This window comes from Vibrio sp. 9-16B-A1, assembly GCF_056726165.1.
In genome coordinates this window covers 292,342-304,285 of record NZ_JBSDZD010000006.1, presented here as the reverse complement: position 1 = coordinate 304,285, position 11,944 = coordinate 292,342, and the positions used below count along the sequence as shown (strand labels likewise).

12 protein-coding genes and 1 pseudogene are annotated in these 11,944 nt (G+C 52.7%); 4 read left to right on the top strand and 9 right to left on the bottom strand.

Annotation, left to right across the window (positions count from 1 at the left end; translation table 11 throughout):
• Positions 1-31 precede the first annotated feature (31 nt).
• The 4 genes and pseudogenes from ACVB80_RS12535 to ACVB80_RS12520 all read right to left on the bottom strand — a co-directional run.
• A pseudogene (locus tag ACVB80_RS12535) lies at positions 32-847 on the bottom strand (IS3 family transposase); the annotation flags it as partial.
• Positions 848-873: 26 nt separating this feature from the next.
• Positions 874-1,380, bottom strand: coding sequence for a transposase (locus ACVB80_RS12530; RefSeq protein ID WP_481081358.1), 507 nt, complete (start codon positions 1,378-1,380; stop codon positions 874-876).
• 120 nt (positions 1,381-1,500) lie between these two features.
• Entirely contained in the window at positions 1,501-2,328 is an 828-nt protein-coding gene (locus ACVB80_RS12525; protein WP_481081618.1) for an HDOD domain-containing protein, read from the bottom strand.
• Positions 2,329-2,412: 84 nt separating this feature from the next.
• Positions 2,413-3,027 carry a TetR family transcriptional regulator gene (locus ACVB80_RS12520; RefSeq protein ID WP_481081617.1) on the bottom strand — a complete coding sequence of 205 codons (615 nt, stop codon included), beginning with the start codon at positions 3,025-3,027 and terminating at the stop codon, positions 2,413-2,415.
• Positions 3,028-3,345: 318 nt separating this feature from the next.
• On the opposite strand from ACVB80_RS12520, the gene hpt reads away from it, so the two are divergent.
• A complete protein-coding gene (hpt, locus tag ACVB80_RS12515) occupies positions 3,346-3,876 on the top strand; it encodes a hypoxanthine phosphoribosyltransferase (RefSeq protein WP_481081616.1) in 531 nt (176 codons plus the stop codon).
• Between the two features lie 72 nt (positions 3,877-3,948).
• Here hpt and can read toward each other — a convergent pair whose 3' ends face one another.
• The gene (gene can, locus ACVB80_RS12510) at positions 3,949-4,620 is read right to left on the bottom strand and encodes a carbonate dehydratase (protein WP_481081615.1); all 672 of its coding nucleotides are present in this window, start codon (positions 4,618-4,620) and stop codon (positions 3,949-3,951) included.
• Positions 4,621-4,859: 239 nt separating this feature from the next.
• Between can and ACVB80_RS12505 the strand changes: the two genes are divergently transcribed.
• The 3 genes from ACVB80_RS12505 (at position 4,860) to ACVB80_RS12495 (ending at position 8,291) form a co-directional block, all read left to right on the top strand.
• Positions 4,860-6,503: a SulP family inorganic anion transporter gene (locus ACVB80_RS12505; protein WP_481081614.1), complete on the top strand. Its 1,644-nt coding sequence runs from the start codon at positions 4,860-4,862 to the stop codon at positions 6,501-6,503.
• Positions 6,504-6,597: 94 nt separating this feature from the next.
• The gene (locus ACVB80_RS12500) at positions 6,598-7,518 is read left to right on the top strand and encodes an ABC transporter ATP-binding protein (RefSeq protein WP_481081613.1); all 921 of its coding nucleotides are present in this window, start codon (positions 6,598-6,600) and stop codon (positions 7,516-7,518) included.
• Between the two features lie 2 nt (positions 7,519-7,520).
• A complete protein-coding gene (locus ACVB80_RS12495) occupies positions 7,521-8,291 on the top strand; it encodes an ABC transporter permease (protein WP_481081612.1) in 771 nt (256 codons plus the stop codon).
• Positions 8,292-8,343: 52 nt separating this feature from the next.
• On the opposite strand, the gene panC is transcribed toward ACVB80_RS12495, so the two are convergent.
• From panC to pcnB, 4 genes are read right to left on the bottom strand one after another with little or no spacing between them, the layout of a single operon-like run.
• Positions 8,344-9,234: a pantoate--beta-alanine ligase gene (gene panC, locus ACVB80_RS12490; protein WP_481081611.1), complete on the bottom strand. Its 891-nt coding sequence runs from the start codon at positions 9,232-9,234 to the stop codon at positions 8,344-8,346.
• Between the two features lie 9 nt (positions 9,235-9,243).
• Entirely contained in the window at positions 9,244-10,038 is a 795-nt protein-coding gene (gene panB, locus ACVB80_RS12485) for a 3-methyl-2-oxobutanoate hydroxymethyltransferase (protein ID WP_481081610.1), read from the bottom strand.
• Positions 10,039-10,065: 27 nt separating this feature from the next.
• Positions 10,066-10,548 (bottom strand): 2-amino-4-hydroxy-6-hydroxymethyldihydropteridine diphosphokinase, encoded by a 483-nt coding sequence (folK, locus tag ACVB80_RS12480; RefSeq protein WP_481081609.1) that lies wholly within the window; start codon positions 10,546-10,548, stop codon positions 10,066-10,068.
• Positions 10,545-11,897: a polynucleotide adenylyltransferase PcnB gene (pcnB, locus tag ACVB80_RS12475; RefSeq protein WP_481081626.1), complete on the bottom strand. Its 1,353-nt coding sequence runs from the start codon at positions 11,895-11,897 to the stop codon at positions 10,545-10,547. Before pcnB ends, folK begins: the two co-directional genes overlap by 4 nt.
• Between the last annotated feature and the right edge of the window lie 47 nt (positions 11,898-11,944).

Genomic DNA, 11,944 nt, shown 5'->3' with positions numbered 1-11,944 from the left:
TGAAGTGACCCCTTAAAGTTGGACAGTTTCGTTAAGCTACCAGCAGCGCCTGATTTCGATACTCTCGCGGAGTCAGGCCATTTAGCTTTACCTTGATCCGCTTTGTATTGTAGTACTCGATATAGTCTTTAAGACTGGAGATCAAGTCATCTGCATCGTCGAACTGGTATCCATGGTACATCTCTGTTTTTAAGATCCCAAAGAAGTTTTCTGCCACTGCGTTATCCAGACAGTTACCTTTTCTCGACATACTCTGCGTCAGTCCGTTATCGGACAGATGTTTCTGGTAAGCCCTGTGTTGATATTGCCACCCCTGATCACTGTGTACTATCGGTTTTGAGTTATTATCTAGCGTTGATATAGCATCCTTCAGCATCTCTGTAACAAGCGGCAAACGTGATGTCTTCGAGATATTGAACGCGACAACTTCTTGGGTAAACAAGTCGAGGATCGGAGATAAAAAGACCTTTTGCTCCTTTACTTTAAACTCGGTTACATCAGTTACCCATTTCTCGTCTGGTTGCGTTGTCTTAAAATCTCTTTTCAAGATATTTGGCGCTATTTTCCCCACTTCACCTTTGTAAGCCCGGTACTTCTTGGGTCTTACTGTTGACTTCAAACCGAGTTGAATCATTAAGCGCTGTACCGTTTTATGGTTGAGCTTAATCCCCTCTCTGCGTAGTTCTAAGTGTATCCTGCGATAGCCGTATCGCCCCTTATGTTCATGATAAATTGAATGTATTCTTTCAAGCTCATCTTCATAAGCAGGCTTACGCTTCGCCACCTTGCACTGATAGTAGAAAACGCTCCTTGGTAGCTCAAGAGCTCTCAGTAAGTGTTTTAGTGGGTAAGATTTTTTAAGAGCTAAAACTGCTAACGCTTTTTCTTTGTTCGTTGAAGCCTTTGCTGTTTCAGCTCCTCCAACTTTTTTAAAGCCGCATTCTCCGCTCGCAAGTACGCCAGTTCCTCGCGCAGTTCTTCCAGGGTCATTTCATCATCAGATTTCTGTGGTTGCTTTGGCGACTTTTTCATGGACATTTTTGCTCCGCGACGGTTCTCAAGCCCTTTGATTCCCCGCGCTTTGTATTTATTGAGCCACGCAGTCAAAGTTGTAGAGAAAGAGAGATTTAGGACGGCACTAGTGTGTCTGACAGACCAATTATTTGTCCACATTAATTCAATAGCTTCTCGTTTAAACTCTGTGCTTACTGACTGCCCATCGACCGTAAATGAATCCTCCCCATGAAGGGAATACACCTGAGCCCAGTATCGGATGTATTTGGATGGGACTGAATACTTCTGACCGAGCAGATTGGGAGTCATCCCATCTAAGTATTCTTTTGCAACGATGAACTTAAGTTCTCGACTGTATTTGGACATAAAAGATCCCCAATAATTGGTGTCCAACTATTGGGGGTCAGTTCAGAGACCGTGGGAACAAGCAGGCGTTGTTGCTGGGAGAGGCTTTCCGCATACCACAAACCGAGCACCGCGTACCGCTCACCCCATCATCTGCACCGCCAGCTCTTTCCCTTTCCCCTTCAGTGACTCAATCTGTTCCCCAAAGGCAGCCGAAACCTGCATGACCCTGGCGTCCTGATGTTCTGTCAGATACAGCGCTTTGCTCTTTTCATCCTGAAGATCATCCCAGTTTTCCTGAATATCGAGCGCAAAGTGCAGCGCAACCGCCAGTCTCGGGGCGTGGCCGAGTTTTTGTGGGGCAGGGTAGTGTTCGATGGCGGTGACCATTTCGGCGGGGAAATTCCATTCGCGGGCGAGGGTGGCACCCAGCTCAGGGGTAGTGCAGCCGAGCAGCGACTGCTGGACGGTGAAGCGGTCTTCTCCCTGGGCGGCGCGCTGTTTGACCGCCATGGCTTCATCCGGGGCCAGGGTGTGCAGCATCAGCTCACCGATGTTGTGCAGTATCGCGGTAGAGAACACTTCGTTGGCATCCATTCCTGAATGTTCGCCCAGCTTGCTGGCGAGAATGGCGGTGTCGAAGGTATCCGCCCAGTATTCGCCCAAGTCCAGCCCGGGCACTTTGGGAAAAGCGCCCGAGAGTACCGAAGCCACAATCAGGGTGCGCACCGGGCCGCAGCCGACCCTGAGCAGGGCATCGTTGACCGAGGCAATGTTTTTGTTACCACCAAAATAAGCGGAGTTAGCCATCCGCAGCAGGCGGGCACTGAGCACCTGTTCCATGGCGATTTTGTCTGCCAGTTTGCGAAAGTCTACGTCTGGCTGGTTCACCATATCCAGCAGCTCCTGGAGAACCTTTTGCAGCCTGGGAAGTTCGTTAATACGGGAGATTAAAGCTGTCTGACGCATGTGAGAGTCCTTTATTGTTTACTCTCAGCATAGCCACAGAAACAAAAAAGGCCCCTGGGGGCCTTTGTTAATTTGTGCTTAGCATCACTGATTACGGTTATAGATGCACAGCATCGCGAGGAAGTTGTCTTTTACTCCGCTCAGGTACTCCGCATCCGGGGTGCGGTTAGCCTGTACAAACAGCGAGTAGCAGATGCCGTCAAGCATGTTGGCAAGGTCTGCCGGGTTGTGACGGTCGCTCACTTCACCACGGTCCATGGCGTTGCGGAACATGGTTTCCAGTTTTTTGCGGCTGGTTTCATTGCAGCTCAGGAACAGAGGCCATACCTCTTCACGGGTAGACGAACTCCATTCAAACCACACTTTCAGCCAGTTATCACCAGCCAGTGAGGCACGGATGACCTCGCTGGTAAACTGGTCCAGGTTAAACTCGGCACTCGCTTCCAGATTGATATTTTGAGTGACAAACTCGCGGTAGTGTTTCTCTACCTGGCTCAGTACTTCATCAACCAGGTCTTCACGGGTTTGAAAGTAGTTGAACACGGTTGCCACAGAGACCTGAGCGATCTCAGCGATATCAGCATGACCACCACGGCCGATGCCACGGCGGGCAAATACTTCGATCGCGATATCGAGCAGCTGCTCTTTACGTTTTTGTGGGGATAGTCGGGTGCGCGGACGTTTTTTTAGCGTATCCATAGATAGTTTCCTTGCCAACGTTGTTGTTGATTATTAGTGTGTTGTGACCTCTTTATGGTGTGCTTTTCAAGCCACTAAAAGCACTGGGTCACTTATTGCTGATGTATTTATAGTTTGCAATATAACACATGAGTGTACAGGTGCATATCTGAATGTCAATGATAGAAATATCATCCGGGCGTGAAATTTGACCAGGTTAAAACTTTATCCACTCAGGCCGGGAGTGCTAGAATATGCCAATCGATTGCTGCTGCCAGCCCTTCCGCTATGAAACGGGCTGTTTGCGGCGCTGTTTAGTGACAAACAAACGAGAAAAGTATGAAACATACCGTAGAAGTAATGATCTCAGAAGCTGAGGTTCAAAAGCGCGTTCACGAGCTGGGTAAGCAGATCACAGAGCACTACCAGAATTCAGAGAATCTGGTACTGGTTGGCCTGCTGCGTGGTTCGTTCGTGTTTATGGCGGACCTGACCCGCGCTATCGACCTGAAGCACAAGATCGACTTTATGACGGCATCGAGCTACGGCAACGCCATGGAGAGCTCACGCGACGTGCGTATCCTGAAAGACCTGGATGATGACATCAAAGGCAAGGACGTTCTGCTGGTTGAAGACATCATTGATACCGGTAACACACTGAGCAAAGTGCGTGAAATTCTGGAAATTCGTGAGCCGAACTCGATTGAGATTTGTACTCTGCTGGATAAGCCTTCCCGCCGCGAAGTAGAAGTGGAAGCAAAATTCATCGGCTTTGAAATCCCGGATGAGTTTGTTGTGGGTGTAGGCATTGACTACGCGCAGAACTACCGCCACCTGCCATACATCGGTAAGGTTGTGCCTCAGGAGTAATCCTGACCGGTACCCGGATACAAAAACGCCCGCTGTGATGCGGGCGTTTTACTGTCTGGCGGAATATTCTGTTTATTCTTCCGGCTGGCAAAGCAGGTCGCTGTTGAGAATTTTCTCCATCGCTGCCTGGTAGTTGGTTTCCAGCTCTTCAGCGTTAGCACAGCGCACACCAAGATCTTTCAGTACGCCGTCTCCGATGCCGTAAACCAGACCATGGATTTGCACTTCCTGACCACGTTCCCAGGCGCCCTGCAGGATAGTGGAGTTGCCCAGGTTGTATACCTGCTCGGCCACGTTGATTTCGCACAGCTTGTCAGCCTGCTTTTCACGCGGAAGGCGGGTAACAGAATCACGGTACTTCAGGTACAGGTCGCGGATATGCAGCAGCCAGTTGTTGATAAGGCCCAGTTTCGGGTTATCAATCGCAGCGTTGACGCCGCCACAGCTGTAGTGACCACAGACAATAATATGCTTCACTTTCAGTACGTCGACCGCGTACTGAACGACTGACAGGCAGTTCAGGTCAGTATGAATGACCTGGTTGGCCACGTTGCGGTGTACAAACAGCTCGCCGGAGTAGAGGCCGGTAAGGCGCTCAGCGGGTACCCGGCTGTCAGAACATCCTATCCATAAAAAGCCCGGGCTTTGCCCTTCTTCCAGATTGGAAAAGTATTCAGGACGTTCAGATTTGATCGATTTTGACCACTTTGAGTTGTTGTCAAAAAGCTCTTTGATTTCAGGCATCGTCTTTCCCTCAATTGATTCCGCTCACTATACACAATGTTACAAATTCGATCCCGTAAAAAAAGCACACAAATCCACTCATCTGACGTCTTAAACGGCACCAGATACGGCATATTCGCCGCTTTATTACCCGAATTTATAACTGGTAACAATATATTCGTGTAATTTAACTACGGAAATCGCGCTGATTTGTTAAATTTGGCAACAGTATTGATCCGGTTTATACAGGGAGCGAAGGAATGTTCGACAGGCGTTTTTCAGACATCAGCCTAAAGGGAGATCTGTTTGGCGGGGTGACCACTGCGATTATCTCCCTGCCGCTGGCGCTGGCTTTTGGTGTGGCCTCCGGAGCGGGCGCAGAGGCCGGGCTTTGGGGCGCAATCATGGTGGGGCTGTTTGCTTCCCTGTTTGGTGGCTCCTCCACGCTTATCTCTGAGCCGACCGGTCCGATGACGGTGATCATGACCGCCGTATTGACCACCATGACGGCCAAATACCCGGAGAGCGGCATGGCAATGACGTTTACCGTGGTCATGATGGCCGGTGCGTTTCAGATCCTGCTCGGTACCCTCAGGCTGGGAAAATACGTCACCCTGATGCCCTACAGTGTGATTTCCGGCTTTATGTCGGGGATTGGGGTGATACTGATTATTCTGCAGCTCTCTCCGCTGCTCGGCCATGCTGCGCCTGCGGGCGGGGTATCGGGCACACTGCAGGCATTGCCGGATATTGTCGCTGAAATGAAGTTCAGTGAGCTGTTTCTGGGCCTGCTGACGCTCGGCATTCTGTTTTTCCTGCCCAAGAAATACCGTAAGTACGTGCCCGCCCAGCTGGTGGCTCTGGTGGCGGTCACCCTGCTTTCGCTTGTTCTGTTCGATATGGATGAGATCCGCCGCATCGGTGAGATCCCGGCGGGTCTGCCGTCGCTCGTGATACCCACCATTAATGCACAAGTGTTTACTACTATGGTGATCGATGCGCTGGTGCTGGGTACCCTGGGCTGTATCGATACCCTGCTGACCGCCGTTATCGGCGACTCCCTGACCCGTAAAGAGCACGATTCCGACAAAGAGCTGCGCGGCCAGGGCCTGGCCAATATGCTTTCTGGCCTGGTCGGTGCGCTGCCGGGCGCGGGCGCGACCATGGGCACAGTGACCAACATTCAGGTTGGTGCGCGTTCGCCGCTTTCCGGGGTGGTCCGTGCGCTGGTGCTGTTACTGGTGGTGCTGGTTGCTGGCGGTCTGACTGAACCTATCCCAATGGCGGTACTGGCGGGTATCGCGCTTTATGTTGGCTTTAATATTCTCGACTGGAGCTTTATCCAGCGGGCTCATAAAGTCAGCGTACAGGGTATGGCGATCATGTACGGCGTGATGGGGCTGACGGTATTTGTTGACCTGATTGTGGCGGTGGGTCTTGGGGTGTTTATTTCTAATATCCTGATCATTGAGCGCCTGAGCCGCGAGCAGGCGCGTCAGGTCAAAGCCATCAGTGACGCCGATGAAGATGATGTACCGCTGACCGACAGCGAGCGGGCGATTCTGGACAGGGCGGAAGGTAAGGTGCTGTTCTTCTATCTCTCCGGGCCGATGATCTTCAGCGTCTCTAAGGCGATTTCACGTCAGCATTCGAGTATCGATGAGTATCAGGCGATGATCCTCGACCTGACCGACGTGCCTATGCTCGACGTCACCGTGGGTCTGGCACTGGAGAACGCCATTAAGGATGCAAGGGATGCGGACTGTGAGGTTTACCTGCTGTGTCCGAATCAGCAGACCCGGCAGCAGCTGGAGAAATTCCATGTGCTGGAACTGGTGCCGGAGGCAAACTGTTTTGAGTTCCGCTCCCATGCCCTGAAGGCAGCGGTCGCGGCAGTTAATTAGAATGCTCTGAAATAAAAATGGGGAGCAGGGGTTGAAAACTGAACATATCAACGTCATTTGATACCCATCGAATATCAGACAGAGCAGTGCAATTATGTACGCATTAGAGCTGAGCCAGCTGCGTAAAACCTACGCCGGTGGCTTTGAAGCACTGAAGGGCATCAGCCTGAACGTGGAAAAAGGGGACTTTTACGCCCTGCTTGGACCCAACGGGGCGGGGAAATCCACCACCATTGGCATTATCTCCTCACTGGTAAACAAGACCGCCGGTCAGGTTAAAGTGTTTGGCCATGACATTGACCGCGAGCTGGAGCAGGCCAAGCAGCACCTGGGACTGGTACCGCAGGAGTTCAACTTTAACCAGTTTGAAACCGTTGAGCAGATCGTTCTTCAGCAGGCCGGTTTTTATGGTGTGCCGCGTGAGACCGCTAAACAGCGTGCGCAGAAATACCTCTCCCAGCTCGACCTGTGGGAGAAGCGCAACGAGCGTGCGCGTAACCTTTCCGGGGGCATGAAGCGCCGGCTGATGATCGCCCGCGCCCTGATGCACGAGCCTAAACTGCTGATTCTTGATGAACCGACCGCCGGGGTGGACATCGAACTGCGCCGCTCTATGTGGGAGTTCCTGAAAAAGATCAACCGCGAGCAGGGCATCACTATCATTCTCACTACCCACTATCTCGAAGAAGCCGAAATGCTGTGCCGCAATATCGGCATTATCAGCAAGGGTGAGCTTATCGAGAACACCTCGATGAAAGCCCTGCTGGGCAAGCTGCATGTGGAAACCTTTATTCTCGACCTGGATGGCTGTGAGCAGGTGCCTGCACTCGACGGCGTTAAAGTGGTGGGAATGGAAGGTCATTCACTTGAAATTGAGATCGATAAATCTCAGGGGCTGAATGAAGTATTCGCCCAGCTTTCAGAGCAGGGGATTAAAGTGCTTTCGATGCGTAACAAGGCCAATCGCCTTGAAGAGCTGTTTGTCACCATCGTTTCGGATCAGGGCAGGGGGTAACTATGTATCAAATCTACTGGACCGCATTTAACAGCCTGCTGCGTAAAGAGATCAACCGCTTCACCCGGATCTGGGTTCAGACCCTGGTACCGCCGGCGATCACCATGACGCTCTACTTCATTATCTTCGGCAACCTGATCGGCTCGCGTATCGGTGAGATGAGCGGCTTCAGCTACATGGAGTACATAGTGCCGGGTCTGATTATGATGTCGGTGATCACCAACTCTTATTCCAACGTGGCTTCATCGTTCTTCAGCTCCAAGTTTCAGCGCAACATCGAAGAGCTGCTGGTGGCGCCGGTGCCGAATTATGTGATCATCGGTGGCTTTGTAATGGGCGGCGTGGCCCGTGGCCTGGCGGTGGGAACCATAGTGACATTTGTTTCGCTATTCTTTGTTGACCTGCAGGTGCAGCACTGGGGCGTGATTGTCGCAACCGTGTTTATGACCTCGGTGGTGTTCGCTCTGGGCGGCCTTATTAACGCCGTGTTTGCCAAAACCTTTGACGATATCTCCATTATCCCGACCTTTGTGCTGACGCCGCTGACTTACCTTGGCGGGGTGTTCTACTCCATCAGCCTGCTGCCGGAGTTCTGGCAGGGCGTGTCGAAAATCAACCCGATCGTCTACATGGTTAACGCCTTCCGCTATGGCTTCCTGGGCGTATCGGATGTGGCGATCACCACTTCATTCGGCGTACTGGGGATTTTTGTGCTGGTGCTTTACGGGGTGGCGCATTACCTGGTCAGCCGGGGGATTGGGCTGAGAAGCTGATACATACAAAAAAGGTCACGCGCTGCGTGACCTTTTTTTAACGTTCGAAAACTCAGCCTTCCTGCTCAGCTTTCTCTTCTTCTTTGGCTTCCTGAACCAGGTCAAATACCTGGTTGTCGATCAGGCGGGCTTTGCCCAGGAATACCGACATCAGGATCACGGCCTGGCTGCTCTCAGCATTGATTGGCAGCAGGGTTTTCGCATCGCGGATGAATATTTCATCCGGCTGAAGACCGGCAGCGCGAAGCTGGTCATTGGCGTCTTCGATGATCGAGCTGTAATCGTCACGGCCACCACGGATCTGGCTGCTGATCCAGCGCATGGTACGTGCCACCACAGGGGCGCGCTGACGCTCGTCCATGGTCAGCAGACCATTACGTGAGCTCATCGCCAGACCGTCCATTTCACGTACGGTTGGTACGCCAACGATCTCGATATCCATCGCCATGTCTTCCACCATCTGGCGGATAACAGCCAGCTGCTGGAAATCTTTCTCGCCAAAGCAGGCAACGTCCGGCTGAACAAGGTTAAACAGCTTGGTCACAATCGTGGCCACGCCGCGAAAATGGCCCGGACGTGAAGCACCTTCCAGCATCTGAGACAGACCCGGTACTTCAACAAACGTCTGCTTATCCAGACCCGCCGGATACATCAGTTCCGGAGTCGGGGTAAACACAAAGTCTACCGCTTCGCCATTCAGCTTGCTCAGGTCTTCTTCTAAGGTTCTTGGGTAGTTATTCAGGTCTTCCGCGCGGTCAAACTGCATCGGGTTAACAAAAATACTCACCACCACCACGTCGCCCTGCTCGCGCGCTTTGCGCACCAGCGTCAGGTGACCTTCATGGAGGTTACCCATGGTCGGTACAAATGCAATACGACGATTATCGCGCTTACACTGTTTGATCTGTTCGCGCAATAAGGCAATGTCAGTAAAAGTTTGCATGTTCAGTCCTTAGTTAAAGGTGTGCTCGGCACCCGGGAAAGTCTGGCTCTCAACGTCTTCCCTGTATTTGGCGATCGCCTTGCGGATATCACCCGTTTCAGCCAGGAAGTTTTTAGAAAACTTAGGAATATAGTTTGCTGAGATACCGAACATATCGTGCATAACCAGGATCTGGCCGTCGGTGTCTTTACCTGCACCGATACCGATCACAGGGATGGTCAGGCGCTCAGTAATGCGTTTTGCCAGTGAGGCCGGCACACACTCCAGTACCAGCAGCTGTGCACCGGCATTTTGCAGTGCGATAGCGTCCTGGACGATTTGCTCGGCGCGCTCTTCGTCACGGCCCTGGATCTTAAAGCCACCAAAGATGTTCACAGACTGTGGAGTCAGGCCCAGGTGGGCACAGACAGGGACCGCACGTTCGGTCAGCATGCGAACAGTTTCACATAACCACTGGCCACCTTCAAGTTTTACCATATTGGCGCCGGCCTGCATCAGTTTGCCTGCGTTTTCACACGCCTGCTCTGGTGTGGCGTAGCTCATAAATGGCATGTCAGCCAGCAGCAGACAGCTTGGGCTGCCCGCGCGTACGCAGCGGGTGTGGTAGGCGATATCGTCCACCGATACCGGCAGAGTTGAATTCTCGCCCTGCAGTACCATACCCAGTGAGTCTCCGACCAGCAGAAGAGGCATTTCCATCTCTTCAAACAGCTGACCAAAGCTGGCGTCGTAGGCGGTAGAAGTAGCGAACTTACGGCCTTCCTGTTTCCAGGCCATAAGGGTGTTGATAGTGACATTTTTCATTTGTAATTCCTTACCAGGTTTTGGCTGTCAGCGCCAAATGCTCAGACCGTTACGATCGACTGTTTTCAGCAGTTGCCGGATCTGAGTCCCGTCAGGGAGGGCTAAATTTGGTGCGATTTCTGCGAGCGGGTACAGGACAAATTCCCGTACCTTCATTCCGTAGTGAGGAATGGTGAGTCGCCCGGAATCGATCACCTCATCGCCGTAAAGCAGAATATCGAGGTCCAGTGTTCTTGGTCCCCAGCGTTCGTCTTTACGGACACGCCCCTGCTCCAGCTCAATTGCCTGAGTGCAATCGAGCAGCTGCAGTGGCGTTAATTCGGTTTCCAGCCTGGCTACTGCATTGATGTAGTCGGGCTGGTTTTGTGGTCCCATCGGTGTGCTGCTGTACAGGGAAGAGCAGGCTTCCAGGCGTGAGCCCGGAAGCTGTTTGAGTGCTTCAATTGCCTGTTTAGCCTGTGCAACCGGGTCTCCCATGTTGCTGCCGATGGCGATATAGACAGTGGTCATGACTGTGGTTTTTTCTTGCGGTTAGAGCGCGGACGACGGCGCTTCTGGCCGGTCTTTTGGTTGCCACCGAGGTCATTGACCATGGCCTGGCGCATGTTGCGGCCGGCATCCTGGAACGTTGCCCACCAGTTCGCGAGCTCCAGCACTTCGCCCTGCTCGATTTCGCCACGCATTTCGAGGAAGTCGAAACCGGCGCGGAACTTGTTCAGCTCCAGCATACGGAAAGCACGTTTACCGCTGCGGCGCGGCAGGCGAAGCTGAAGCTGCCAGATTTCGCGGATGGTTGCGGTATGACGGCGCGGGATCGCGATGCTGCGAACCTGTTCATCAAGCACGATATTGCCCGCTTCCAGAATCGCGTCATAGTGGCTCATGCCACGCTTATCCATCAGCTGCTCTGCTTTGGCACACAGCGGGTACCACAGCATGGCGGCGAACATAAACGCCGGGTTGATGCGCTTGCCTTCAGCGATACGTTTGTCGGTGGACTCAAGCACCAGCTCGATCATCTGCTCTGCCGGTGAGTCCTGTTCTTCGGTCAGGTATTCTCCGATCACCGGGAACAGCTGGTGGAACAGGTCGTAGTCACGCATCAGGTAATAGGTTTCCAGACCCCGACCGGACTGAAGCAGCTTGAGTGACTCTTCAAACAGTCGTGCAGCCGGAATGCCCTGCAGCAGTGTCGCCAGCTCTTTCATTGGCGCGGCAGTGGTTTCTTCGATGTCCATGTCCAGCTTGGCAGCAAAGCGCACCGCACGCAGCATGCGTACAGGGTCTTCGCGGTAGCGGGTTTCCGGATCGCCGATAAGGCGGATCATGCCCGCGTCCAGGTCTTCCACGCCACCGGCGTAGTCATGGATGCTGTAGTCGGCGATGCTGTAGTACATGGCGTTGATGGTGAAGTCGCGGCGTTCGGCGTCTTCATCTATGGTGCCGTAGACGTTATCACGCAGCAGCATGCCTTCTTTGGACTGAGCCGAGAGGTTCTTGGCCGGTTCCTGATGATGCCCACGGAAAGTCGCCACTTCGATGATTTCGCGGCCAAACATGATATGAGCCAGACGGAAGCGACGGCCGATCAGACGACAGTTGCGGAACAGGGATTTGATCTGCTCCGGCGTGGCGTTAGTCGCGATATCAAAGTCTTTGGGCTTCTCACCCAGCAGAAGGTCGCGCACACCACCGCCTACCAGATACGCGTCGTATCCGGCATTGTTAAGGCGGTAAAGCACTTTCAGTGCATTGTCGCTGATTTGACGGCGCGAAATGTCATGTTCTTCGCGGGTAAAAATTTTCAGTGTTCTTTCTCCGTGAGAGCGACGATTTTCCTGGCTTTTGCCCGATAAGATATTACGACAAAAGCGGGTAACCTGAGTTAAGATAGTCCACCCCGAAT